We start from the raw sequence: 24830 nt of genomic DNA, 5'->3' as shown, positions 1-24830 counted from the left end.
ATGTTCTATAGTTTTTCTGCAACCCGAAGTTTTGCACTTCGCGCACGGTTGTTCGTTTCTATTTCTGCTTCGGAAGGAATACTAAACTTTCCTACTGCTTTGAAGGGTACTTCTACCCTTCCGAAGACATCCTTCTCCGGCTCCCCTTCAAACAACCCGTTCCGAATAAATCGTTTTACCAATCGATCTTCCAGGGAGTGATAGCTTATTAAACTAAGTCGGCCTCCCGGACGAAGCACTTCTTGTGTTTGCACTAAAAATTCCTTTAAGGCTTCCAGCTCCTGATTGACCTCTATGCGAATCGCCTGATAAATCTGTGCAAGGATCTTGTTTTCTTTATGTTTTGGAAGAAACCGCCCCAAGGCCTGCTTCAACTGCTCGCTGGTCTTGATGGGTTCTTTGGCCCGAGCCGCAACAATCACGCGAGCCATTCCCGGTGCAGCCCGCAACTCGCCATATTGAAACAAAACACTGCGCAATTGAGCTTCCTCATATTTATTAACCACATCGTAGGCCGAAAAAGCACTGTTCTGGTCCATACGCATATCCAGATTGGCTTCAAATCGTGTTGAAAACCCTCGTTCGGCCACATCGAATTGATGGGAGGAAACACCAAAATCCCCGAGGATCCCATCAACCTGCTTATAGCCATGAAAACGCAAGAAGCGCTTGAGATACCTGAAATTTTGATTAATCAATAAAAACCTCGGGTCGTCGATAGCATTCTCAAGCGCATCTTTATCTTGATCGAAAGCGATCAATGTGCCGTTCTCATCCAAGCGGGAAAGAATTTCTCTGGAGTGACCTCCGCCGCCGAAAGTGACATCCACATAGACCCCATTGGGGCGGATGTTCAAACCGTCAACCGTTTCTTTTAATAATACCGGTTTATGATATTCCATGAGCAGCATCGCTTGCATCTCCCATTACTTCTTCAGCCAGATCTGCAAAATCATTGGCAGCGTCGTCAATGGCTTGTTCGTACTTTTCTTTATCCCATATCTCCACAATGTTGATCGCAGTGGAGATGACAATTTCTTTGGTAATACCCGCGAAGGACAGTAGATCCTTTGGAATAAGTAGTCGCCCGGTAGCATCCAGTTCTACGGTCTTTACCCCGGCGGTAAACCTTCTAATAAAATCGTTGTTCTTACGGTTGAAGCGATTGAGCTCACCCATTTTTTGCATTAATGCATTCCATTCGTTCATGGGATACATTTCAAGACAGGGTTGAAAAACCGCTCGCTTAATTACAAATCCCTCGGTCATCACAGGAGTAAGCTGCTTCTTCAATGGAGCAGGCACCATAAGCCTTCCTTTTACGTCGGCTTTACACTCGTATGTCCCTATAAGGTTGACCATGAGGGGTATTCTTTAACAAAATTTTAAATTCAAATATAGAGAACTTTTCCCACAATTTACCACAATTTACCACATTGTTGATAAGTTTTACCACTACAAACCATTTTGAAGGGTGTGTTTGCAAATTTGAAGGAGGAATTATAAATTGAATCAGTGAAATAAATTTGTGTACTTTTGCCTTTGTTAATTGCATTAACCACAATGACGAACCAGCTAAAGAAAGAAGGAAAATTTAATTATTTAGAATTGGGCGAAGGAACCCCAATTATTGTGCTTCACGGACTTATGGGCGGGCTAAGTAATTTTGACGGGGTGACCCAATTTTTTCCGCCAAAAGGATACAAGGTGTTGATTCCAGAATTACCTATCTACAAAATGTCCTTGTTAAAAACCAATGTAAAGAATTTTGCAAAATACGTTTCGGAATTCATCGACCATAAAGGTTTCAAAGATGTTATCCTACTGGGAAATTCACTGGGAGGCCATATTGGTTTACTCTGCACAAAACTCTATCCCGAAAAGATAAAAGCACTAGTCATTACGGGTAGTTCCGGCTTGTACGAAAGTGCTATGGGAGAGAGTTATCCCAAGCGAGGCGATTACGATTACATTCAGAAAAAAGCCGAAAATGTGTTCTATGATCCGAAAGTGGCAACCAAGGAGATCGTAGACGAAGTATATGCAACGGTTAACGACCGCAACAAGTTGATTAGAACGCTTGCGATCGCAAAAAGTGCCATTCGGCATAATATGTCTAAGGACCTTCCTCACATGGACACACCCACCTGTATCATTTGGGGGGAGGACGACAATGTTACACCGCCGGAGGTAGCCAAAGAATTTCATGAGTTGCTACCGGATTCCGATCTTTTTTGGATCGCTAAATGTGGACATGCCGCTATGATGGAACATCCGGATACTTTTAACGAGCTTCTTTTTGCATGGTTGCAAGAACGCGATTTTTAGTATTGACCGGCTGGGGTATTTCCACTTAAATAAAGAACATAAAAAGTAGCGTATGCAGATCAAATCGGCAGAATTTGTAATGAGCAACAGCGATGTTGCCAAATGTCCCAAAGACCGACTGCCCGAGTATGCTTTTATTGGTCGTTCTAATGTGGGAAAATCGTCGTTGATCAATATGTTAATGCAACGAAAAAGTCTGGCAAAAACGAGCGGACGCCCCGGAAAGACTCAATTGATCAATCATTTTCTAGTCAATAAGAATTGGTATCTGGTCGATCTCCCCGGTTACGGTTATGCGCGGGTCTCAAAAACTGCCAAAAAGACCTTTCAAAAGTTCATTACCAATTATTTCAGTAAACGAGAGCAGCTCGTTTCGGCTTTCGTTTTAGTCGATTGCCGTCATGAGCCACAAACCATAGATCTGGAATTCATGCAATGGATGGGCGAGAATCAAATCCCTTTTTCCATTGTATTTACAAAAGCAGATAAATTAAAACCGAAGGCACTCTCAAGAAATATTGAAACGTATCTTCAAAAATTGCTGGAGACATGGGAGGAAACACCGCAGTATTTTGTGACCTCGGCCACCTCATCTGAAGGACGTGACGAATTGCTTCAATATATTGATTCGATCAACAACACGATACACAGTTCCTAAAGGGAATGATGAAAACTTCAGAATATAGAAAAAGCCTCACTTAACTAAGCTTTTTTATTTCTCCCTTTGTTCAAAAAAGCAGCTATTTATTCTTTTTTCAGCTCAAGCTTTTCAGCAAAATAATGGCAAAAATCACGCATGGTGGCACTCATCTTTTCATCGGACGTGGCGCGCTCGAAAGTATCTGCCATAGCAGTCAACGTTTGGTGGAAAAAGATCTTCATTTCGTCCAGCGGCATGTCTTTGGTCCAGAGATCGATGCGCAGTGCTTCTTTGGATTTATGGTCCCATACCGACAGGAATACGGCTTTGGCCGCTTCGTTAGTAATCCCTCCGTCTACGGCTGTCCATTGAAGGTTCTCGGGGATCTTGTTCTCATCAAGATCTACTTGAATTTTAATTTCTGAAGTATGTGCTGACATTAGTTCTTTTTTGGTTTGTATTTCGACTTTTTAAAGATCTCTTCGGCCTCAAGGATACTTAATTGCTGAAGGCTTGCAGGGTTGTTCTCCATATAAGACGCTACGATCTGCCATCCCAGGTATCTGCCGGTCATACCCGGGGATTCGTTGTCGATCTCAAGGTAGAATTTAGAAAACGGTGCCGGATTGATAAAACGCGGAGGCAGCTTTGGATCTGTACTGTACAGCAATTCGTTCTCCACAAAATAGCGCCACATATCGATCTCATTATCTTTAACCCATTGGTATTCGGCTTCGGTATATCCTAGTTTTTCGGCATTGGAAACCTCGGGCAACCAAAGGTCCTTGAGATACAGAATTTTTCCGTAGTAAACCATCAACGAAAGCAAACTTCTATCGCGAGGAGGTGCAATATATCTTTGCGCATAGGCCTCGGCGACATTCACAGGAATTTGAGAAGGCTTCATGTTCTTTACCGTATATTTTTGAATGCCTTCATAAAAAGGGTGTGCTTCTCCCAAATAGGTGTCCAACGCTATAACGAGCAGACTGTCCACAGCGATCACCTTGTTGCGGTAATCCACATCCGACGTGGTAGTGTAGACCTTGGGTATTTCAAACTGCGGAAAGTAATATTTTATATGCTGAAAGAGCGGTGTGAGATCGTCTTCCAAGACCGAATTATCCGGAAATCGCTGCGCTACTTCCATGTGTAACTGTTGCTGAAGCGTATCCTGCATGCGCTGCACCCAGATGCTGTCTGCATACTGTTCCGGAAAGAAGAGAGGGTACTGTGCCTTTAATGTTGGAAGTTCCTCGACCGAAGCTGCCGCAAAGGTCTTATCGAATCGAACAATGTTTAGATCTACCGGGATCCTTTCGATCTCCTCTGTGACATCCAACTTCGATTCGCAGGATAGAAACAGAAGGGCGAGCACTGTGAAAATGATATATTTCATTATAAAACGGGTTTGGCTTGTCTTTAACGTCATTCCCTTTTTTAAATTTTACTTTTAGCGTATTTTTGTGTGGCAAAGGTATTATTATAAACGATTAAACCGTAGAAAATGCAGACAGAAAAAGTAGCAGACCACATTGTAAATTGGCTAAAACAATATGCCGTGAGTGCCAAGATGGAAGGTTTCGTAGTAGGCATTAGTGGTGGTATCGATTCTGCGGTAACCTCAAGTCTTTGCGCACGTACGGGATTGCGAACGTTATGTGTTGAAATGCCCATCCATCAGGCGCAAAGCCAGGTTTCCAGAGGTGAAGAGCACATTGCCCTTCTCAAGAAGAATTTCGCCAATGTGAGTGATGTGCGAGTGGACCTCACCCCCGTGTTCGAATCGTTTAAAAAACACGCCCCCTTTACCGTAGACGACACACATTTGGACCTTAGTCTTGCCAATACCCGTGCACGTTTACGAATGACGACCTTGTACTATTTTGCGGGGCTACATCGCTATTTGGTATGCGGTACCGGTAACAAGGTAGAGGATTTTGGAGTGGGATTCTACACCAAATACGGTGATGGCGGAGTGGATCTAAGTCCTATCGCCGATCTTCTTAAAAGCGAGGTCTATACTCTTGGCAGCTATTTAAATGTCCCCGAATCGATTTTAAAAGCAGCTCCAACCGACGGATTATTTGGCGACAGTCGAACTGACGAGGATCAAATTGGTGCCAGTTACGATGAATTGGAGTGGGCGATGAAAATGAAGGACGAAGGAAAGACAAAAAGTGACTTTTCCGGACGCCAAAAAATCGTTTTTGAGATCTTTTCAAGGCTCAATTCTGCCAACCAACACAAAATGAAACCCATCCCAATCTGCGAAATACCCCCCTCTCTAAAAAGTTAACCGTTATTTAACGAGTTTTCGTGTTGTTGAACGAAATTAATCTTAAGTAGTTTAACTTTTTTTTAGTTTTGATTTGTAGTATAAATATTACAAAACCTCACACTTTTAGCATCGCAGTTGTTTTAAGTGTCTTTCGCATCGTTAAAGACTATAAAATGAAGAAAATCATTATTGCAGATCATCATCCTGTGACCCGAAAAGGGATCGCCTGTATGTTAAAAAAGAACAGTAATTACACCATAATCGGAAAAGCCAATAATGGGGACGAATTGTACAAGAACCTACAGGAAGAACAACCCGATATTCTTATCATGGAAATTGACATGCCCAACCTTAACGGAATTAATGCATTAAGGGGCATCAAAACCGAATTTCCAAAAATGCGCGTTCTTATTTTTTCCACACACCCCGAAGAGATCTATGCCCTGCGATCCATTAAATCCGGTGCGGCGGGATACGTTCCAAAAACTGCGTCCACAAAAGTATTCTTAAAGGCTCTTAAACAAATTGCGAAAGGCGGTATCTTCCTTAACGAAGAACTTACTTCTACCTTCACGAGTCGTAATGTGGGAGAGACCAGCGCTATTAGCCGGTACAAAAAATTATCTTCCAGAGAGATCGAGGTATTAAATCTACTATCCAGCGGCAAACGCAATAAAGATATTGCCAATGCACTCAACATTAATGAAAAAACAGTAAGCACGTATAAGACCCGTTTACTAAAAAAGTTAAAGGTGGATAACCTGGCAGACCTTATTCACCAGTCCAGAATGTTTCAATTCGGGTAAATTACAATACCCGATTCAATTTTTCAGAAAGTACTTTTTTCAAGGTGATATAATCAACAATATCCTGAAGCCTTGTTTCTTTATCGGCGCTGTCGCCATCCTTAATTTCGTTGGAGAGCTCATTGATCTTTTGGGAAACCAGAAATCTTCTTAGGTTCAAGATGGTCTCACTTACTACTTGAGCAATGGAAGTGTTCTTCTCTTTCACATAAATATCCTTGCCCTCCCAATTGTGCAGCTGGTATTTCTCTTCTTCCATAAGAATGTGCGAAATTGTTTCTGCAGTACCGGGTTCAAGTTCGTTTACCAAAGTATTGATCTGGAAATTGGTGTCCTGAGTCAGTTTATTGATAATGGCATAATACACTTCCTTAAAAGTATCATTGGCAAATTCTATCTCATCATCCTGAAGGTCGAGATAGATCTTTTCATAGACCTTAGCCTTATGCGTCTCCGGTTTTAATGCAATGGCTCCTTTCTCATCGGTTTCAAGAAGAAGCTCCTCAAAATCTTCCTCCTCTTTTCCATAAAGGAGCAACAATTCAATGAGTTTACGTTCCAGCTCGAACTGGACATCTACCTTCGTAACCGTTTTATTTTCTGAAGCAATTACCTGCATCTCACCCGACTCAGGTTTTGGTTTCCTGCCGGCATCCCTTTTTTCCTTCTGAAGGATCTGCGCCAACGTATTGAACAAGACCTCCTCGCTTATATCCATACGCCGAGCACACTCTTGTATGTACACCTCACGCTTAATGACATCCGGGATCTTGGAGATGCTCAACACCATATCCCGAATGGTCTCTGCCTTCTTTACCGGATCGTTCTTAGCTTCCGAAGCCAAGAGCGAAGCCTTAAAATTGATAAAATCCTGACTGTGCTCTTCCAGATACAATGCGATCTCTTCTATCGTATTGCTGCGAGCAAAACTATCCGGGTCCTCACCCGGGGGGAATGTAAATATCTTCACATTCATCCCTTGCTCCAGAATGAGATCCACCCCGCGTAAAGAGGCGCGAACACCCGCTGCATCACCATCGAACAAAAGTGTGATGTTTTTAGTAAGCCTGTTGATAAGGCGTATCTGTTCTGCGGTAAGGGCCGTTCCCGAAGATGACACTACGTTGTGGATCCCTTTTTGATGGAACTGAATGACATCGGTATAACCTTCAACCAAGTAACAATTGTCTTCTTTCGCAATGCTTTGTTTTGCATGGTAGATACCATAAAGCACTTTGCTTTTATGGTAGATATCACTCTCGGGAGAATTGAGATATTTCGCTGCTTTCTTATCGTTGGTGAGTATCCTTCCGCCAAAGCCAAGTGTCCTTCCGCTTAAACTAAGGATGGGAAACATCACACGCCCTTTAAAACGATCGAACTGCTTTTCTTCCTTTACAATAGTAAGCCCCGTTTTTTCAAGGTACTCCAGCTGGTATCCCTTTTTAATGGCATGGCTTGTGAAGGCTTCCCATGAATTGGGGGAATAGCCCAATTCAAATTTCTTGATCGTCTCTTCGGTAAAACCCCGCTCTTTAAAATACGAAAGACCAATGGCTTTCCCCTCTTCGGTCTTCAGCAAAGTAGTATGAAAATAATCCTTGGCAAATTCACTTACCAGATACAAGCTCTCGCGCTCGTTGGCAGATTCTTTCTCTTCGTTGGTTTGCTGCGTCTCTTCGATCTCGATCCCGTATTTTCTTGCCAGATACCGGATCGCTTCAGGATAGGTGAAATGCTCGTGTTCCATTAAGAAAGCCACTACATTCCCTCCTTTTCCGCTGGAAAAATCCTTCCATATCTGCTTTACGGGCGACACCATAAAACTGGGTGTACGCTCATCACTAAAAGGACTCAATCCTTTAAAATTACTCCCCGATTTCTTCAGTTGTACAAAATCACCTATCACCTCCTCCACCCGGGCGGTCTCGAATACAGAATCGATAGTGTTTTTTGAAATCAATGGAATGAATGAATTTTCAGTAAAAATACTATTAAAAATTATACTTTCCCATAAAGAAAAAGCTCCTTTACAGGAGCTTTAATGTATCGATGGAAACACAGGTTTCTTAGTCCATATCAAATCGCAACCCCAGAGAAATATTTCGCATTTCTACCGGATTATCCTTAAATAGGGTATTCAGATCATATTTTACATACAGAGCCGTTTCTCGCCAACCTACATAGGCACTCAAGCCGTAAATAAAATTATTCGTGTTATATTCTGCTTTCAGCTTTTCTTTTACGTCTTCCCCATCGGCGGTATATTTTAATTTTTGGCGTGAGCTAAGTTTAAAGCCGGCATAGCCCCCAATTCCTACTTTCACCTTATTGTAGGTTGAATATCGAAAATAGTTTTCTCCTTCTATCTTTTTAGAGGGACCTACTTCAAAGTGAACCGGAAATACAAGGTTGTCCATTCTGAATTTTGATTTATCGAGATCCACAGGAAATTCCTGCAATTCGGTTTGAGAACCGGTATCCACAAAATATCGATTGTCGGTAGGTTTTAATCCGTTAAACTGAAAAGAGAATCCGTATTTAACACGAAGCCAGTTACTTTCTTCGAAGACCCGCGTCTTCCAGGCCCAACCGATCTCTGCAAATCGGCTCCCGCCTATTTTAAAATCGCTGTCGTTTAGAGACTCCCCTTTGGTGATCACATTGTTTAAACCTACGGCCAAAACAAAATCGCTGTAGGTTCGCCGGTCATATTTCCTTTCATTCGACTTGTTGAACTGAATGCCAAAAAGCGATCCTTCGGTTTCGTCATCTTTGCCAAACCCGATCACTACAATGTTGTTTTCTTCTTCATCCACGCCGTTTCGCTCTATTAAAGCGATCTTATTATCAACAATAGCGAGTCGGTTCTCGATGTTCATTGCGCGTTTTTCGGCTGCTTCGTTCTTTAACGTTTCAGCTTCCTCATAAGAGATCTCTTCATTTTCCAGACGGCGATTGATACGTTCGACCTCTTGTTTTAATGCGTCCTTTTCTTCATTGATGATCCGTTCTTTTGTTGCCTTCAGGAATTCGATCGTGTTCTCTTGATCGGTTTCCTGTGCCAAACTAAAAGACATAGCGATAGCCCAAAGCACCACTGCGATGCAATACGTAATAGTTTTCATATTGTAATTTTTGATTTAGCGCTCTTCCGGCCTCCCTCCCGAGTAGAGAGGGATGGAAAAGCTTGATTGATGAATGATTGTTAATTGTTTCGTTCGGTGACGGCAGTTCGAATCTTCTCAAAACCGTCCCCTAAAGCGTCGAACACCTTATCCCTAAAGCTGCGTTCCAACTCCAGCTCCACATCTAAAAGCAGTGCCGCCGCATCTACCTTTTGTGTGCTTTCCGTAAGGATCCGCTGTGTTTGGATCTCCCGTTGCGCCTTGGCCAAAAGCGCATCGACTTCCTCTATGGTGATCTCGATATTCGATTCTTTTAATTTTTTAAGCTCATTGATGACTTCTTCTGCTTTTGAATCCTCAAACGATTTTTCTTTTATCGCGATCGCTTCGGAAGCAGTGAGAACATCATCTGTCTTTTTCTTTTCAAGTTGAGCAAGTGCTTCAGAAGGGGTTTCGTTTTGCTTCAGAAGAGCTTCTTTTTTCTTCGGAAGGGATTTCTCTTGAGCTACCTGCGATCCGCCCTCTGTTTTTTCTTCAGAAGAAAGACTTTCCGAAGCAATTTCCGAAGAAGTGATCTCCTGCGGAACGATCTCTTTGGTGCTTTCTTCTTTCTTAACTTTTACAGGTGCTTCCTCTACCAGACTCCCGTTAGGGGTTTGCTGAAATGGGCTGTAAACCAACGCCCCTACGATCAACAGTGCGGCGACCGCAGCTGCAACGGCAAACCAGAAGCTCCGGTTGCTTTTTTGTGGTGCTTCGGTCTCCAGCTTTGCTTCCAGTTTCTTCCAGGCATCTTTGGACGGTGACAGCTCCCGCTCCTGCAACTTTTCTCTAATATTCTCTTCAAATTTAATGGGTGCCATAACTAATTGTATTATGTTCTACTTTCGACTGAAGCATTTTTCTAGCCTTGAACAGTTGTGATTTCGAAGTGCTTTCACTTATCCCTAATAATTCGGCGATCTCACTGTGCTTGTAGCCTTCCACGGCATACAAGACAAAGACCGTTTTGTAACCATCCGGCAGTGTATCTATCATCGCCTGGATCTCTGCCACTTCCAAAGCAGTCTCAATGTAAGCCACATGATCCATGGAATTCTCGATTTCGGTTTCATCTGCAAAGCCTAATTTTTTATCCTTGCGAAGTTGAGAAATAGATTCATTTACCATAATACGACGGATCCATCCTTCAAAACTTCCCTCCGACTTATACGTGTGGAGGTATTTAAACACCTTGGTAAAACCGGTGATCATCACATCTTCCGCCTGCTCGGTGTTCTTTACATACTGTCTGCATATACTCAGCATCTTTGGCGCAAAGAGCTCAAACAGGTCGTGTTGTGCCCTGCGGTCCCCTTTTCCCGCCTTTGCGATCAATTTACTATAGTTCTTATGTAATGATACAATCTTCACAAACTTGGTTTTTTTAAACGCTTCTATTATTAAAGACGCAGCGTTTTAGCAAATGGTTGCCTGAAGGTGAAAAAATGTTGGAGCGAGGTTTCGTTTCTGAAGATCACTTCTTTCTATCGATAACGTAGTTGACCATGAGCTCCAGTGACTCCTTATAGGGTGAGTTGGGGTAGGTTTGAAGGATTTGAAGTGCTTGTTGCTGATACTCTTTCATTTTGGTTACCGCATACGAAAGCCCTCCAATTTCCTTTACAAAATCGATAACCTCTTTTACCCGTTGTTTGTCTTTATTGTGATTTTTTACTGAATTGATCAACCAGCGCTTTTCCTGTTCCGAAGCGGTATTCAACGCATAGATAAGAGGCAACGTCATTTTTTGTTCTTTGATATCAATGCCTGTAGGTTTGCCTATCTTTTCATCGCCATAGTCGAATAGGTCGTCCTTGATCTGAAATGCCGTGCCAATGAGTTCCCCGAATTTACGAAGCGATTCCACTTCGCTCTTAGGCGCATTCACAGATTGTGCGCCCATAGCGCAGCAGGCTGCTATCAAGGTTGCAGTCTTTTGACGTATGATATCAAAATAGACCGCCTCGGTGATGTCTAATTTTCGCGCCTTCTCTATTTGAAGCAATTCGCCCTCGCTCATTTCGCGCACCGCCACCGAAATGATCTTTAAAAGGTCGAAATCGTTGTTATCAATGGACAGTAAAAGTCCTTTGGATAAAAGATAGTCGCCTACCAAAACCGCAATTTTATTTTTCCACAACGCATTGATGCTAAAGAATCCGCGGCGGCGGTTACTGTCATCCACAACATCATCATGAACCAAGGTAGCCGTATGGATCAACTCGATCACAGAAGCTCCGCGGTAGGTGCGGTCATTCACTTCACCGTTGTTGGTCATTTTGGCAATTAGAAAAACGAACATGGGACGCATCTGCTTGCCTTTTCGATTCACAACATAATGCGTGATCCTATTTAAAAGCGAAACTTTGGAAGACATGGCCACCGAGAACTTTTTTTCGAAAAGCTCCATTTCAAATTCGATGGGCTGTTTTATTTGAGAGACAATTTTCATCCAAAGGTAAAAATAAATAAAATCGAAACGTATCTTACAATTCACTAAGATTTCTTATTTTTGATAACATATAACTTTCTAAAAATTAATTAAAATGAAAAAAATTACTTTATTGGCAGCACTGCTTGCTGTTGTAACATTAAGCGCACAAAATGTGCTTTATGAAGAAGATTTTGAATCAGCTACTGTATCTGACAATGTTGGGGAAGATACAGATATTCCAGGTGATTTTCTATCTTATGATGTAGATGGAGATGGATTTAATTGGGGGTTATCAAATCCAGCAAATTTTACCCAACCCTTCGGTGATATTTACATGGGAAATAACTTTATTATTTCGGCTTCTTTTATTACTACCGGTGCAGGAGGTAATGGGGGCCAAGGAGCACTTTCACCAAACAACATCCTTGTATTGCCAATGATTAGTATTCCTCCGGGAGCTACAGGAGTAGAATTAAGTTATTTTGTGGGTTCAGGAACTGATCCAGCATTTTTTAGTGAAACCTATTCTGTGACCGTCACTACAAGTAGTGCTCAAGCTGATATTTTAGCTGCCACACCCGTTTTATCAACCACCTTAGCTTTTCAAGGAGGAGAAACTGTAAATATAAATCTTGATGCATTTATTGGCCAAGATGTATTTATTGCATTTAGACATCACGACACTACAGATGAATGGCTTATAGGTCTAGATGACATTAAAGTTGAAGCTGCCACGCTTTCTATTGAGGATAATAATTTTGAAGGCTTTGCGTATTTTATGGATACCGACAGCAACCTTAACCTTAAAGCGAATGCTCCTATCCAAACCGTTGCGCTTTACAACATCTTAGGTCAAGAAGTAATTGCACAGAAATTGAATACTACCAATGCGGTAGTAAACATGGCTTCTTTGAAGTCAGGCGTGTATATTGCTACCGTAACCATCGATGGTGCAAGCAAGTCATTTAAAGTGATCAAGAAATAATATTTTCTTGACATTTCAGATAAAAAAAGCGACCTTAGGGTCGCTTTTTTATTATTAAAAATTTGTTTATTAGTAAGTTTTTTCCTACTTTTAATTTCAGTTATTTTATTCTGAACTCTCCCCAATATAGAATATCATTCTATAATTTTATTATAGATGCCCCTGTATGACATTTTAATTTAATTAGTTGTATTCACTTTTAAATTAATATATCATGAAAAAATTTATGTTATTTATTGCAATTATTCTACTTGTCACCTCTTGCGAAAAAGATCAAGGGTACAATGAAGATGAAGTTTTTAACCTTGAACTAAAAAAACAAGACCCAAAAATTCTAGAATCATTTAGGTCGAAAAATTTGATGTTTGAAAACACAAAATTAGCTTTCGAACAAGAACGTAGCAATGCCTATATCGAAAATCTATTAAAGAAATCACAACAAAATTCTTGCTTATCTGACAACCCAAGTTATCCAATAGCTCAACTTACTAGCGCAGCTCAATATTTAAGTCAACATTTCGATCCTAATCCAAATACACAACCGGGTGATCTAGAAACATTAATTCAATCAAAATATCCATTCACATATCCTAATTCTACACCTATAGGTGGTGTCTCGACGTCGATTGAACTTACACAATCACCTTTTAATCTATCTAGTGGACAATTTTTATTAACTGCAACTCAAGCAAATCTTGTTTTGAATGAGATTGAATGCGCATTAGACCCTTTTTACCCGAACAATGGTTTAAGGCCTAAGATAGAATTAGATTTTGCATATGGAGACATCCTCCTCTGTTGTGGCACTCCATTTTTTTTCTATCAATTTACTATATATCAATAACGAAAAAAGCGACTCTAGGGTCGCTTTTTTTATTGTTTATTAGCGAGCTGTCCGCACGCAGCATCAATATCTTTGCCACGGCTGCGGCGTACGGTAACGGGTATCCTGTGCCTCTCTAAAGCCGCTATATACGTCTCCGTCGCTTCTATGGATGCCTGCTGAAACTCACCGTCATCAATGGGATTGTACTCAATAAGGTTTACTTTACATGGGACATACTTACAGAATTGTACCAAAGCTTCGATATCTTCTTTTTCATCGTTGATTCCCTTCCAAACCACATACTCATACGTAATCCTACGCTGCGTCTTGGCATACCAATATTCCAAGGATTCTCTCAGGTCGACCAACTGAAAACTCTTGGCAAACGGCATGATCTGCTCCCGTTTCTCCTGTATCGCAGAATGCAGCGAAACGGCCAAGTGAAATTTTACCTCATCGTCTGCAAGTTTCTTGATCATTTTTGGCACACCTGATGTGGAAAGGGTGATACGCTTTGGAGACATTCCCAAGCCTTCTTTGTGAGTGATCTTGTCGATGGCTTCAAGTACGTTCTTATAATTCATGAGTGGCTCTCCCATTCCCATGAAAACAATATTAGACAAGGGCCTGTCGTGGTATAATTTACTTTCCTGATCGATCGCCACGACCTGATCGTAGATCTCATCCGGATTTAAGTTACGCATGCGTTTTAGGCGTGCTGTAGCACAAAATTTACAATCCAAGCTACATCCTACCTGAGAAGATACACAGGCTGTCGTACGTTTTTTTGTAGGTATGAGCACAGATTCCACTACCAAACCGTCATGCAATTTTACGGCATTCTTAATGGTTCCGTCATTGCTCTTTTGCAGGCTGTCCACTTGTATGTGGTTGATCACGAAATTCGCTTCCAGATGCGCTCTAGTTTCTTTTGAGAGATTCGTCATCTGGTCAAAGTTATGGATGCCCTTACCCCATAACCATTCATATACTTGATTGCCACGAAAGGCTTTATCTCCAATTCCTTCGAAAAAATCTCGAAGTTCTCCTTTGGATAATGCTCGTATGTCCTTCTTTTCTGAAATCATTGATGCAAAAATACAGTATCCTCCGCACTAAGACGGCTGTCTTAGTAGTTTTTTAGCATTCGAAAAAGGGGTATGCTTATTTTTGGATAAGGATCTTCTTAGTGATCTCTTGATTGGACTCCTCATCTTTTAGGCGTAGAAAATAAATGCCTTCAGTAAACGTAGCCACCTGGATGACATTCATGGTATTGGAAACCGATCCTGAAACGATCTGCTGCCCTAACACATTGAAGAATTGATACGATAGATTTGGATATCGGCTATTCATCACCGTGATGTAGGTATTTGCCGGGTTCGGAAAAATTTCCAGCGTACCGGTGAGCTCGATATCCTGCACATTCAATATATTCTGTAAGGTCTCTATGGTTGTCTGTCCACTATTGATGGGATCTAACCAATCCTTTAAGCGGGTTTCCGGTGTGTCTCCAAAATCCCAAGAAACAGCAAACCGTCCATAGATATCATATTGTCCGTTGTTACTGGTCCCGTCACAGAATGACTGTCCTCCATAGAGCTGACCAATGATATGTCCTTTCTCGTTAAAGAGCGGGGAGCCGGAGGAACCGCTCTCGGTAGTTCCAATTTCCCAACCATTGCCGGTACCGGCAGCGCCGCCGCCAATGAGCCAGACATCGGTTCCTGATGCTACGTCCTTAGTAGCGCCGCTATTATCTCTGCACACCTTCATGATATCACCATTGGGATGGTGTATTCCCACCTCAAATTGGGGCATCGCATCCGAATTATTCCAACCGGCAAAGGCGATATCCCAGGACTCCGGAATTCTATTGAAAAGCTCAACCAGCGCAAAATCACTTTTTGTATTACTGGCCCTTACCTGACCTCCACTCATAGTGAAGTTCGTTTGAATATCGGCACTTTCAGCTTCTTCCCCGCACACAGGCGTAGGACTTATCCAATTGAAACGTACCGACCAGAATTCGGGGTTGCTATCCTGAAGACAATGGTTGGCCGTAAGCAAAAATGGTGTTTTATCGGCTGCTGTATTATTCACCAAAGAAGCGGTGCACAGATAACCGTTCCCAAGATTCAGTAATGTGATCGCCTTTTTAATAACATCCTTTAGATCGTCAAAATCGGCTCCAATAGAACAATTCACGTCAAAATTACAACTTCCGGAATCGTTGAGCCCTCTTATGTTTTGAGCAATAGTCGTGATGTTACCCATACGATAACCATGTATCACGCTGGTAACGGTCAATTGAACATCTTCGGAAATGTAAGGTGGCTCATAATACTCCAGCCAGATCACATCCCCTTGGAGAAACCAAGAGCCCAAATTATTACTGGACCGATTTGAAGCATCGGTATAGGGTACAGAAACATCGGACTGGTCGCCGTTGAACAAGAAAAAGCGAGCTCCTTTAGGAATGTAAAACGCATCCAGATTAACACTAAGGTTTATCGCATCGGTGGATTTGATCGCCACTTGCCATAGTCTTCCTGCATTATTGGGAAGCGTGGTCCAAACCCCATCTTTTTCAATATCTATCGCTACAGGTCTGGTAATCCCATAGCGCCAAGGCTGACTTTTATCAAGATCATTAACGGCATCTTCGGCATGTACGGCTTCCAGATCCAGCGGGGGTAATTCTATAGGTGTATTTCGTTGCTGTAGGTTCAATTGCCAGCTTACAGGAACATCTTCAGCGAAATCCTGCGCATGACCCATCATTGGGATCATTAATATAAAAAACAACAGTAGAAGTTTTTTCATAATAAGCCGTTAGCTCTGCTACAATATACTAAGGTACTTTTTTATTTTGATATTTGAAAACCAAAAGTTTAGAAATAAAAAACCCCTGCTGTAGAAAGCAAGGGTCTTTTTTATCTTTAAGCCATCGTTAGATAATTAACATGGCGTCTCCGTAGGTATAGAACCTATATTTTTCCTTGATCGCTTCGGCATAGGCCTCTTTAATAAATTCATGGCCTGCAAAAGCTGATACCATCATCAATAAGGTTGACTTTGGGGTGTGGAAATTGGTCACCATAGAATTGGCAATGCTAAAATCGTACGGAGGGAAAATAAATTTGTTGGTCCATCCGCTATAATCGTTCAGCGTATGATCTGAAGAAACCGAGCTCTCCAACGCTCTCATCACCGTAGTTCCAACAGCACACACACGACGCTTCGATTTAATGCCTTTATTGATGGTTTGAACGGCATCTTCAGTAATAATGATCTCTTCAGAGTCCATTTTATGTTTCGACAGATCTTCCACCTCTACAGGACTAAATGTCCCCAGACCTACGTGAAGGGTCACCTCTGCAAAGTTGATCCCTTTGATCTCAAGGCGTTTTAACAGATGTTTCGAAAAGTGAAGACCTGCGGTAGGCGCGGCCACAGCCCCTTCATTCTTGGCGAAGATGGTTTGATAACGCTCAGCGTCCTCGGGCTCTACCTCTCGTTTTATATATTTTGGCAAAGGGGTTTCTCCAAGCTCTGTAAGTTTGCTTCGGAATTCTTCATAAGACCCGTCAAATAAGAAACGAAGCGTTCTTCCGCGGGAGGTCGTGTTATCGATCACTTCCGCAACCAAAGACTCGTCATCACCAAAATAAAGCTTGTTTCCAATACGTATCTTTCTTGCGGGATCTACCAGTACATCCCATAAACGGGTTTCAGAATTAAGTTCCCGAAGCAAGAAAACCTCGATACGAGCTCCTGTCTTCTCCTTATTTCCGAACAAACGGGCCGGGAATACCTTGGTATTGTTAAGCACCAACACATCATCTTCTTTAAAATAATCGATAAGGTCCTTGAACATCTTATGCTCTATGGTTCTTTCTTTACGATTGAGCACCATTAACCGTGACTCATCCCGATTTGCTGCAGGATATTCAGCGAGTAATTCCGGTGGTAAATTGAAGTTGAAATGTGACAGTTTCATTCCCATAATGACAATATTTTTGTTGACTTTAAAAGGTGGCAAATATACAACCTCCACATAGGGGTTGTCAAGTAAAAGTGTATTTATTATTGGAAATCGGTTGAAATACCGCACTTTTCGAGGTCTTGCCAAAATCCCGGAAAGGATTTTGAAACTACCTGTGGATCTTTAATGTGTACAGTTGTTCTCAACCCTAAGGGCGCAAATGCCATAGCCATTCTATGGTCGTTGTAGGTTTCGATGGTAACCTGATCACGTATCTTTTCTGAAGAAGTCAACGTAAGCGAATCTGGTGTGATCACGACCGAGCCACCCAGTTTTTCTAATTCAGTTTTTAATGCTGAAAGCCGGTCGGTTTCTTTGATCTTCAAGGTGTGCAATCCGGTGAGATGACACCCCACTCCCAGTCCGAAGCAAGTCACGGCTATTGTCTGTGCAAGATCGGGAGTATCTGCCAGATGCAACAATACACTATCCGGGAACACAACATTTTGTTTGCTTAGCGTGATCGAGGCTTCAGAGGAATTAAAAATGGTCTTGACCCCTAATGTCTCGAACAATGAAACAAGCGCGCTATCCCCTTGCAAACTGTTCTCCTTAAAATGTTTCAGTGTCACTGATAATCCTTCAGAAAGGGCTACCAAGCTGTAAAAATAGGATGCCGAACTCCAGTCAGATTCTACTCTGAAGTCGGTAGGTGCAATGGCAGCGGCCGGTGCCACACGAATCATATTTTCAGAAAAAGAACACGAAACCCCCATTTTTTTCAAAAGCTGTAATGTCATTTCAATATATGGCATGGAAGTTACCGTCCCCTCTAACTGCAATGTGAGTCCGTTTGTTAAGGAAGGTGCGATCAGCAACATTGAGGTTATGTACTGGCTGCTAACATTGGCATGGATCCTAACTGTATCGTTGGCAAGGGCTTTTCCTTTGATGCGCAACGGAGGAAACCCCCTGGTACGAGTATACGATATATCTGCTCCCAGCTCGCGCAAGGCATCGACAAGAATGCCTATAGGACGTTGCTGCATGCGTTCGCTCCCAGTTAGAAGAACATCCACCCCTTCACGACATGCAAAATAAGAAGTAAGGAACCGCATTGCAGTGCCCGCATGATGAATATCGATATTTCCGCTCTGCTGTTGCAGCGCTGCTTGAAGGACTTTGGTATCATCACTGTTGGAAAGGTTGTGCAAGGTTAGCGCCGGAAAGAGTGCTTTTAGGATCAACAGACGATTTGATTCGCTTTTAGAGCCTGTGATCGTAACAGACACTGATTGCACGGGCGATTTGGCCTTTTGCAACAGCACCGTCATTTTCTGTTCTCTTTAGCCTTTAATTTTGCTCTAAACTTTCCGAAGCTTACAAAAAAACCATACACAAACCCCGCGGCAAGGGTACCAAGGATAAAAAACAGCGGATCACGATCTGTTAGGTAGACAAACGAAAATCCTTCAATAGCCCATTTAATAAGCAGGAAAAGAAGGACAAAAGCCAGTCCCAAGGAAACCACAGATCTCCAGAATCCCGGATATGTCACTACTTTTTTAAACATTATTGTAGCTTTTTATTGTCATGATGCCTGTCGTGGTCGCGTTCAGTTTTAAGTGCCAGTTTCTTATCGAATGCTTCTTGCAGATTGACTCCGGTTTGGTTTGCCAAACAAAGCACTACAAAAACAACATCGGCAAGTTCTTCTCCAAGATCCTTATGTGTATCACTTTCCTTCTCGCTCTGCTCGCCATAACGTCTGGCTATGATCCGGGCGACCTCGCCCACCTCTTCGGTGAGCTGGGCCATATTCGTTAATTCATTGAAATAGCGAACGCCATGGTTCTTTATCCACGTATCCACAGCCAACTGGGCGTCTTGCAATTGCATACTTTAGGTTTTAGTGAGTACTATCTTTTCGTTTTCCTTGTCGATTAGCATCTGATAGAATTTCTTTAAATTCGCATAATCGGTAGGTAAAAATAAGGCTTCATTCATAGATAATTCCACAGAAACCTGAATTTTATTTCCAGAAGCATTTACCGCATAGCGAAAACTAGCTGCATTTCTGTCCAAAGCAAATGTTACAGACTCGGGGAGGGATTCTACTAAATATCCTTCAGGAATGTCCAGCGCAATAAGATAACGATCTTTAAAAGGGTATTGAAAATCAATTGGGTACTGGCGTTCTTCAGCCTTAAAGGGATTTTCGGCTTCGGTCAAAAATAATAATGGCGAAACATAGAGTTTTCCACTGATGTTCTCCACAGCATCGAAAGACTCAAATTCATAAGAAAGTTCTACAGGCTTATAAGGAATGTTTAGATTGTTAAAAGCGATGCCCGATGTTTCCAGTTCTCCTTTTCCCTTTTCTATCTTCTTGCGCTTTTCATCGTCGTTAATAGCCCCATACTCCTCTCGGTATTCCATCGCATAATGTCCGGTAAATCTATTTTGTGCATTTCCGGTTATTGATAGGTCTTCGGCAATTGTACCACTCAACATCGTGTTATTAACTGCATGTTCCTTAGGACTAAGCGGTACCCAGTTGGAACTACCGTCTTTTCGAATGATGCGTCCTTGCCAGTTAAGTAATTTTGCTTCCAGCAACCCAATTTCGCCACGTTTGTTTGTAGCATCGAGAAGTAATACGTCGTTTTGCACCTCCACCCCTGCAATCACATAATTGAATCCGTTCATGGTTGGAAAAAGAGGGATCCCATTGGATTTTGTACTAACCAAAACAGGGTTGGCATTTATTCCGGCGTATCGAAGCATTGCTGTAAGCATCAAATTGATATCGGCAACGTTTCCTGTATTGCTCTTATACGCTTTCTTGACCCCTTCATTGGCGAACATTCCATGATATCCGTTCCAGTTCATTTGCGCTTTTACAAATTCGAATATCTTGAGGATCTTCTCATTCTCACTGGTCGTTCCGCTTAATAACCGGTCAATATCATCTTTAAAATAATTATTTGTTTCCAGTTCATCGCCAAAAGAATCGTATTTATTGATTGTTTTGGAAACATCCTCCCAAGTTGAAGTAAATGATCGAATGGGATCGTTTGGAAATTTTATATATGACAGTTCGAATTGTAAAGCAGCTGTGTAGTTATCCAAATTTCCGGCATAAGCTTCTTTTCGAATTGGTGGAACATTAGACAATAGAACAGAATATTTTTTCTCAAGGTAATTTAATTCTCTTGTGACCGCTCTACTTTCAGTAGGAGTTCCAATATTGGTGAAGCGCACCATACTAGTGTTAGAAATCTTTTTAGTATGAGAAGATTCATTAATTGAAAAAGACAGCCAGCCTTTTTGATAGTATTTATACTCGTAATATTCGGGTGCCGCAAATTCCAGGGAAACCTTGTCAACAGGAATACTTTCTTGAAAACGATAGATATCTATATCGGAGACGAATGGGGAACGCACCTTGTATTGATACTCAATAACAGAACCTTCTGAAATTCCCGGCAAGGTAAAAGTAGTAGTATTGTGATATTTATTTTCCTTATTTTCAAAGATCCCGTCGTTCCGCAGTTTATTTTCATTAATCTTGTCACCTTCCAATGTATAGGTATATCCTTTTAACGAAGACAGAGATTCCTTATCCCCTCCATTGCCTTCATACAGCTTAACTTTGTGTGTGGCCCAATCAAAACCTTCTTTGGTATACAATTTGACTCTTTCGAATACTTCTGTGACTAATTCAAACCCTTCTCCGGGAACATATTCAATTTGTGATTTATGTTCTCTGTAAAGAATAGCGGCATCGGCGTCCGGATATTGAGGATGGACTGTTTGTTGCAATTCTTCTTTTGATACTTTTCCAAATCTGTAATCTTGTGCGAAAGAATATTGTAAAAAGCAAATAGTTATTAGGGTGGATAGGATGGTTGTTTTCATGTTTAAAAAGTTTTTTACTGCTTTTTTTTGGTGAGTCTGTTACTGAAATTAACGATAAGTGAGTGAAGCCGTCTATGCTCTTTTTAAAAGAATTTTGGATTTATCCCATTTTGAAACGTTCCGTCTAAAATTCCTATAATCTGAATAGTCATTTTTTGTAAATGTTCCTTTCTTAATGATTAGCGTTCGTGTATAGCGAATTTTTCTTGCCGAAATTCTTTCAATTTGTGAACTGTACAAGCCAAACTTATTTTCTTCAGTATACCCTTCCGGTATTTCTTCCAGTACAAATCCTTCCGGCAACTCGATCTCAATTTGATCTACATCCTTAAACCCAATTGGAAGAAACAATGGTTGTTTGCGATCTGTAATGCGAGGCGGGATAAATTGTGACTGATTGAATAGGTTGGGTGCCAAAAGCAAATCTTCACCAATGAAAGAGCAATATTTTGGAACGGTTAACTTCAGCCCCTCCAGAAAAACAATATCTTCTTTATTGTTCTGAAGCGCTATCGAGTCAATCGTAAATCCGTTAATGTAATCCCAATGTTCCTTATAATATTGATCTAGTTTGAGCGCATCGAACTTCTCCAGATAGTACTTTTGGTCGTACTGAAGCCCCATGGATCTTCTTTGAAATTGAGCCTTCAATCCGCCGTCAGGATCCAATTGCACACTCGCTGTATTGTGCTGAAGACTTTCATCGAACGCATATTTTTTGGTGTGCACGATTTTTCCTCCTTCGGGAGTAATGACCAATACATCCCTGTCATCACTATGCGTACCCCCAAAGCCAAATGGCATATCCTGACTGGTACATTCTAACCATACAATATCGTCGTCGCTTGGAATGCCTAAGATAACATGATCCCCTTGCATGGCTGAAAAATCCTCATCAAAATCTCGTCCATTGGGGCCCGAATACAATACGGTATAATAGGATGGGACACCCACAGCGTCCAATAAAGCTTTGGTATAATTGGTAAGTGCTTTACAATCGCCGTAACTTAATTTATCGACTTCGGAGGCTAACATTGGTTTCCAGCCCCCTACCCCTATTTGAACACTTATATACCGCACTTTATTTTGAACGAATTCGTAGACTTTACGAGCTTTGTCAAGAGGGGTTTTTTCTGTGCTAACCAGCGATCGGACTTGCGCAATGGTTGCTTCTGGAAGATCGTTCACATCGCCCAGCAGGGATCGCTCCATCCACCTGCCAAATTCGTTCCAGTCCTTTCCATAACCGGCGACACCTTTCAAGTAAAAGCGATCCAAAGCAAAAAGCACCTGAGGCGCTGTATTTAAAAAAGGAGGACTATGCTCTTCGAACTTTCTTGCTTTCAAATTTTGAGCACGACAAATTATTTTTGAAGGTTCTTCTGAAATAGCGATATCATACCCCTCCAAATTCACAGCTTTATACCTAGCGGTATTAACCGGATTATAGGTAATGGTATAACTACTTTCCAAGGTACTTGTGGCAGTTCCTTCCAACGGATACCACCGTGGCAAGAATGCGGTCGTATTACTTACTTTTTCATAAGAAAATGCTACTGTATAGGGGTATCTGGTTGGAGTGTAATCCATGTACAAGACCCGATCGTCTGTATAGAGTGAGAATCCATCCGAAGCGCTGACATCATTAAAATCATTCTTGCGATAATGTTCCATTTCTTTCCCTGAAGCATCATAAACATAGGCTTCAATCTTTCTAACCTTCACATCGTCGTCGTAGTATGCTACCGCACGCACATAGGCATCGCCCATTTTATTAAGGACCGTCACCACACGATCGACCCGAACTTCCATATGAGCTTCCTTTGATACATCAACTTGGATTTTGTGCTGTAAAAGGACACTATTAGCACCAAGTAACAATTCCGAAGGAATAGATGAAATAGCATAATTGGATTGTGCGCAGATGCTAAAGCCGGTGGCTAATAGCACGAATAAAAATAATTTTTTCATAAAGTATTCTCCCGCGGCAATATATTAATTTACCCGAACCTAAAAAATGTTATTCTTTATTTTTTGAATCGATAAAAAGGGTTACGGGACCGTCGTTAACCAACGCCACATCCATCATTGCACCAAAAACACCTGTTTGGATCGGGGTAGATATTAACGTAGAAAGTTCATTTACAAATGTTTCGTATAACGGGATGGCTATTTCGGGACGAGCGGCTTTTATAAACGAAGGGCGATTTCCTTTTTTGGTGCCGGCATGTAAGGTAAACTGACTTACCACGAGAATTTCGCCTCCAACATCCTCCAAGGAAAGATTCATGGCGTCAGTCGCATCTGAAAAAATACGCATTCGTGCAATTTTTCCTGAAAGCCACTCGATATCCTCTTGATTGTCCTCGGCTTCAATTCCCAACAGCACTAGAAATCCGGTGCCTATCTTCGAAACAATTTCACCATCCACCGTGACCGAAGCTTCTTTCACACGTTGTAGGATCGCTCTCATGGGTTGTGTATGTCTTTTCGATAATGCTCGTCTTCTCCCTCCAATATTTGAAGGTAGCTCTTGTAACGTGACCATGCAATCGTTTCGTCTTCCAATCCCTCTTTTACAGCACAATGCGGCTCTTCCAGATGCAGACAATTATTGAATTTACACAAATGCTTAATGGCAAAGAACTCGGGAAAGTAGTCTCCCAATTCTTCCTTTTCCATTTCTACGACCCCAAAGCCTTTAATTCCGGGTGTGTCAATAATTTGCGCACCAAATGAGAGATCGAACATCTCTGCAAACGTCGTAGTATGCTGGCCTTGCTGGTGTTGTTCGGAGATCTCGGAAGTCTTCAGGTTCAATCCGGGTTCAATCGCATTGATAAGCGTCGATTTACCCACACCGCTATGTCCCGAGAACATAGAAACCTTATGCTGCATGAGCTGTTTTATCTTTTCTACATTCTTACCTGTTTTTGCTGAAATACCCACGCATTCATAACCAACACTCCTATATAAGGCAGCGAGATATTTAACCTCCAGTATTTCTTCTTCAGAATAGGTATCGATCTTATTGAATAACAAAACTGCTTTAATATGGTATGCTTCCGCAGTAACCAAAAACCGATCGATGAAGGTGGTGAAGGTAGGCGGATTATTAAGGGTGATCACCAAAAAGGCAAGATCAATATTGGCGGCTATAATATGTGTTTGCTTTGAAAGGTTGACCGATCTGCGAATAATATAGTTTTCTCGCTCTTCTATTCCCGATATTACACCAATGGTTTCATCCCCCTTCGTTTCAACTTCAAAGGTCACCTCGTCTCCAACGGCTACCGGATTGGTACTTTTAATCCCCTTGATCCTGAATTTTCCCTTGATACGGCATTCGTAAAAATCACCTTGCTGTGATTTCACGGTATACCAACTTCCAGTAGATTTATAAACAGTGCCTTGCATCTATTGCAAAATTCAGAAAATAAAAAATAACTCG

General features: G+C 41.7%; 25 protein-coding genes. 6 read left to right on the top strand and 19 right to left on the bottom strand.

The window, feature by feature from the left end:
* Positions 1-5 precede the first annotated feature (5 nt).
* Positions 6-902: a 16S rRNA (cytosine(1402)-N(4))-methyltransferase RsmH gene (gene rsmH / locus JS40_RS12860; protein WP_034262503.1), complete on the bottom strand. Its 897-nt coding sequence runs from the start codon at positions 900-902 to the stop codon at positions 6-8.
* A complete protein-coding gene (gene mraZ / locus JS40_RS12855) occupies positions 889-1362 on the bottom strand; it encodes a division/cell wall cluster transcriptional repressor MraZ (protein WP_034261202.1) in 474 nt (157 codons plus the stop codon). The genes rsmH and mraZ overlap by 14 nt, the downstream gene beginning before the upstream one ends.
* 201 nt (positions 1363-1563) lie before the next feature.
* On the opposite strand from mraZ, the gene JS40_RS12845 reads away from it, so the two are divergent.
* Complete coding sequence (locus tag JS40_RS12845; RefSeq protein ID WP_034261198.1) at positions 1564-2328, top strand: alpha/beta fold hydrolase; 765 nt, start codon at positions 1564-1566, stop codon at positions 2326-2328.
* Positions 2329-2380: 52 nt separating this feature from the next.
* Positions 2381-2986, top strand: coding sequence for a ribosome biogenesis GTP-binding protein YihA/YsxC (gene yihA, locus JS40_RS12840; RefSeq protein ID WP_034261196.1), 606 nt, complete (start codon positions 2381-2383; stop codon positions 2984-2986).
* An 86-nt stretch (positions 2987-3072) separates the two neighbouring features.
* Here the strand turns inward: yihA and gldC are convergent, their stop codons facing one another.
* A complete protein-coding gene (gene gldC / locus JS40_RS12835) occupies positions 3073-3408 on the bottom strand; it encodes a gliding motility protein GldC (protein WP_034261194.1) in 336 nt (111 codons plus the stop codon).
* Positions 3408-4367 carry a gliding motility lipoprotein GldB gene (gldB, locus tag JS40_RS12830; RefSeq protein ID WP_034261192.1) on the bottom strand — a complete coding sequence of 320 codons (960 nt, stop codon included), beginning with the start codon at positions 4365-4367 and terminating at the stop codon, positions 3408-3410. The genes gldC and gldB overlap by 1 nt, the downstream gene beginning before the upstream one ends.
* 108 nt (positions 4368-4475) lie before the next feature.
* Here gldB and nadE point away from each other — a divergent pair, with 108 nt between their 5' ends.
* Positions 4476-5267: an NAD(+) synthase gene (gene nadE / locus JS40_RS12825; protein ID WP_034261190.1), complete on the top strand. Its 792-nt coding sequence runs from the start codon at positions 4476-4478 to the stop codon at positions 5265-5267.
* Positions 5268-5422: 155 nt separating this feature from the next.
* Positions 5423-6055 carry a response regulator gene (locus tag JS40_RS12820; RefSeq protein WP_034261188.1) on the top strand — a complete coding sequence of 211 codons (633 nt, stop codon included), beginning with the start codon at positions 5423-5425 and terminating at the stop codon, positions 6053-6055.
* A gap of 1 nt (position 6056) precedes the next feature.
* Here JS40_RS12820 and dnaG read toward each other — a convergent pair whose 3' ends face one another.
* From dnaG to JS40_RS12795, 5 genes are all read right to left on the bottom strand, one after another.
* A complete protein-coding gene (gene dnaG, locus JS40_RS12815; protein WP_034261186.1) occupies positions 6057-8018 on the bottom strand; it encodes a DNA primase in 1962 nt (653 codons plus the stop codon).
* 106 nt (positions 8019-8124) lie between these two features.
* Complete coding sequence (locus tag JS40_RS12810) at positions 8125-9183, bottom strand: coiled-coil domain-containing protein (RefSeq protein ID WP_034261184.1); 1059 nt, start codon at positions 9181-9183, stop codon at positions 8125-8127.
* An 80-nt stretch (positions 9184-9263) separates the two neighbouring features.
* Complete coding sequence (locus JS40_RS12805; protein ID WP_034261182.1) at positions 9264-10046, bottom strand: hypothetical protein; 783 nt, start codon at positions 10044-10046, stop codon at positions 9264-9266.
* On the bottom strand, positions 10033-10596 hold the full coding sequence (locus JS40_RS12800; RefSeq protein WP_034261180.1) for an RNA polymerase sigma factor: 564 nt from the start codon (positions 10594-10596) through the stop codon (positions 10033-10035). The genes JS40_RS12805 and JS40_RS12800 overlap by 14 nt, the downstream gene beginning before the upstream one ends.
* 103 nt (positions 10597-10699) lie before the next feature.
* A complete protein-coding gene (locus JS40_RS12795; RefSeq protein ID WP_034261178.1) occupies positions 10700-11677 on the bottom strand; it encodes a polyprenyl synthetase family protein in 978 nt (325 codons plus the stop codon).
* 94 nt (positions 11678-11771) lie between these two features.
* Here JS40_RS12795 and JS40_RS12790 point away from each other — a divergent pair, with 94 nt between their 5' ends.
* Together JS40_RS12790 and JS40_RS12785 are read left to right on the top strand one after the other, a co-directional pair.
* Positions 11772-12644: a T9SS-dependent choice-of-anchor J family protein gene (locus JS40_RS12790; RefSeq protein WP_034261176.1), complete on the top strand. Its 873-nt coding sequence runs from the start codon at positions 11772-11774 to the stop codon at positions 12642-12644.
* 214 nt (positions 12645-12858) lie between these two features.
* On the top strand, positions 12859-13488 hold the full coding sequence (locus JS40_RS12785) for a hypothetical protein (RefSeq protein WP_034261174.1): 630 nt from the start codon (positions 12859-12861) through the stop codon (positions 13486-13488).
* A gap of 29 nt (positions 13489-13517) precedes the next feature.
* Here the strand turns inward: JS40_RS12785 and rlmN are convergent, their stop codons facing one another.
* The 10 genes from rlmN to rsgA all read right to left on the bottom strand — a co-directional run bounded on the left by rlmN (position 13518) and on the right by rsgA (position 24796).
* The gene (gene rlmN, locus JS40_RS12780; RefSeq protein ID WP_034261172.1) at positions 13518-14558 is read right to left on the bottom strand and encodes a dual-specificity RNA methyltransferase RlmN; all 1041 of its coding nucleotides are present in this window, start codon (positions 14556-14558) and stop codon (positions 13518-13520) included.
* A 76-nt stretch (positions 14559-14634) separates the two neighbouring features.
* Positions 14635-16296, bottom strand: a complete 1662-nt coding sequence (locus JS40_RS12775; RefSeq protein ID WP_084677509.1) for a T9SS type A sorting domain-containing protein — start codon at positions 16294-16296, stop codon at positions 14635-14637.
* A 127-nt stretch (positions 16297-16423) separates the two neighbouring features.
* On the bottom strand, positions 16424-17473 hold the full coding sequence (gene queA / locus JS40_RS12770; RefSeq protein ID WP_034262498.1) for a tRNA preQ1(34) S-adenosylmethionine ribosyltransferase-isomerase QueA: 1050 nt from the start codon (positions 17471-17473) through the stop codon (positions 16424-16426).
* 86 nt (positions 17474-17559) lie between these two features.
* The gene (aroA, locus tag JS40_RS12765; RefSeq protein WP_034261170.1) at positions 17560-18792 is read right to left on the bottom strand and encodes a 3-phosphoshikimate 1-carboxyvinyltransferase; all 1233 of its coding nucleotides are present in this window, start codon (positions 18790-18792) and stop codon (positions 17560-17562) included.
* Entirely contained in the window at positions 18789-19031 is a 243-nt protein-coding gene (locus JS40_RS12760) for a hypothetical protein (protein WP_034261168.1), read from the bottom strand. Before JS40_RS12760 ends, aroA begins: the two co-directional genes overlap by 4 nt.
* Complete coding sequence (locus JS40_RS12755) at positions 19031-19357, bottom strand: nucleotide pyrophosphohydrolase (RefSeq protein WP_034261166.1); 327 nt, start codon at positions 19355-19357, stop codon at positions 19031-19033. The genes JS40_RS12760 and JS40_RS12755 overlap by 1 nt, the downstream gene beginning before the upstream one ends.
* Before the next feature lie 3 nt (positions 19358-19360).
* Positions 19361-21379: a DUF3857 domain-containing protein gene (locus tag JS40_RS12750; RefSeq protein ID WP_034261164.1), complete on the bottom strand. Its 2019-nt coding sequence runs from the start codon at positions 21377-21379 to the stop codon at positions 19361-19363.
* Between the two features lie 72 nt (positions 21380-21451).
* Complete coding sequence (locus tag JS40_RS12745) at positions 21452-23350, bottom strand: DUF3857 domain-containing protein (protein ID WP_034261162.1); 1899 nt, start codon at positions 23348-23350, stop codon at positions 21452-21454.
* Positions 23351-23399: 49 nt separating this feature from the next.
* On the bottom strand, positions 23400-23852 hold the full coding sequence (gene dtd, locus JS40_RS12740; protein WP_034261160.1) for a D-aminoacyl-tRNA deacylase: 453 nt from the start codon (positions 23850-23852) through the stop codon (positions 23400-23402).
* Positions 23849-24796, bottom strand: a complete 948-nt coding sequence (gene rsgA / locus JS40_RS12735) for a ribosome small subunit-dependent GTPase A (RefSeq protein WP_034261158.1) — start codon at positions 24794-24796, stop codon at positions 23849-23851. The genes dtd and rsgA overlap by 4 nt, the downstream gene beginning before the upstream one ends.
* Positions 24797-24830: the final 34 nt, after the last annotated feature.

Source organism: Altibacter lentus (genome assembly GCF_000746845.1).
GTDB classification, from domain to species: domain Bacteria; phylum Bacteroidota; class Bacteroidia; order Flavobacteriales; family Flavobacteriaceae; genus Altibacter; species Altibacter lentus.
The sequence above is the reverse complement of the archived record's forward strand: the minus strand, read 5'-3'. Positions and strand labels throughout refer to the sequence as shown.

Coding starts and splice junctions, on each gene's coding strand:
- nadE (WP_034261190.1), top strand. CDS start 4,476: ATGCAGACAGAAAAAGTAGCAGACCACATTGTAAATTGGCTAAAACAA.
- rlmN (WP_034261172.1), bottom strand. CDS start 14,558: ATGATTTCAGAAAAGAAGGACATACGAGCATTATCCAAAGGAGAACTT.
- JS40_RS12805 (WP_034261182.1), bottom strand. CDS start 10,046: ATGGCACCCATTAAATTTGAAGAGAATATTAGAGAAAAGTTGCAGGAG.
- gldC (WP_034261194.1), bottom strand. CDS start 3,408: ATGTCAGCACATACTTCAGAAATTAAAATTCAAGTAGATCTTGATGAG.
- dtd (WP_034261160.1), bottom strand. CDS start 23,852: ATGAGAGCGATCCTACAACGTGTGAAAGAAGCTTCGGTCACGGTGGAT.
- queA (WP_034262498.1), bottom strand. CDS start 17,473: ATGAAACTGTCACATTTCAACTTCAATTTACCACCGGAATTACTCGCT.
- yihA (WP_034261196.1), top strand. CDS start 2,381: ATGCAGATCAAATCGGCAGAATTTGTAATGAGCAACAGCGATGTTGCC.
- mraZ (WP_034261202.1), bottom strand. CDS start 1,362: ATGGTCAACCTTATAGGGACATACGAGTGTAAAGCCGACGTAAAAGGA.
- JS40_RS12820 (WP_034261188.1), top strand. CDS start 5,423: ATGAAGAAAATCATTATTGCAGATCATCATCCTGTGACCCGAAAAGGG.
- JS40_RS12845 (WP_034261198.1), top strand. CDS start 1,564: ATGACGAACCAGCTAAAGAAAGAAGGAAAATTTAATTATTTAGAATTG.
- JS40_RS12750 (WP_034261164.1), bottom strand. CDS start 21,379: ATGAAAACAACCATCCTATCCACCCTAATAACTATTTGCTTTTTACAA.
- JS40_RS12785 (WP_034261174.1), top strand. CDS start 12,859: ATGAAAAAATTTATGTTATTTATTGCAATTATTCTACTTGTCACCTCT.
- JS40_RS12745 (WP_034261162.1), bottom strand. CDS start 23,350: ATGAAAAAATTATTTTTATTCGTGCTATTAGCCACCGGCTTTAGCATC.
- JS40_RS12755 (WP_034261166.1), bottom strand. CDS start 19,357: ATGCAATTGCAAGACGCCCAGTTGGCTGTGGATACGTGGATAAAGAAC.
- JS40_RS12760 (WP_034261168.1), bottom strand. CDS start 19,031: ATGTTTAAAAAAGTAGTGACATATCCGGGATTCTGGAGATCTGTGGTT.
- gldB (WP_034261192.1), bottom strand. CDS start 4,367: ATGAAATATATCATTTTCACAGTGCTCGCCCTTCTGTTTCTATCCTGC.
- JS40_RS12790 (WP_034261176.1), top strand. CDS start 11,772: ATGAAAAAAATTACTTTATTGGCAGCACTGCTTGCTGTTGTAACATTA.
- aroA (WP_034261170.1), bottom strand. CDS start 18,792: ATGACGGTGCTGTTGCAAAAGGCCAAATCGCCCGTGCAATCAGTGTCT.
- rsgA (WP_034261158.1), bottom strand. CDS start 24,796: ATGCAAGGCACTGTTTATAAATCTACTGGAAGTTGGTATACCGTGAAA.
- JS40_RS12795 (WP_034261178.1), bottom strand. CDS start 11,677: ATGAAAATTGTCTCTCAAATAAAACAGCCCATCGAATTTGAAATGGAG.
- rsmH (WP_034262503.1), bottom strand. CDS start 902: ATGGAATATCATAAACCGGTATTATTAAAAGAAACGGTTGACGGTTTG.
- JS40_RS12775 (WP_084677509.1), bottom strand. CDS start 16,296: ATGAAAAAACTTCTACTGTTGTTTTTTATATTAATGATCCCAATGATG.
- JS40_RS12810 (WP_034261184.1), bottom strand. CDS start 9,183: ATGAAAACTATTACGTATTGCATCGCAGTGGTGCTTTGGGCTATCGCT.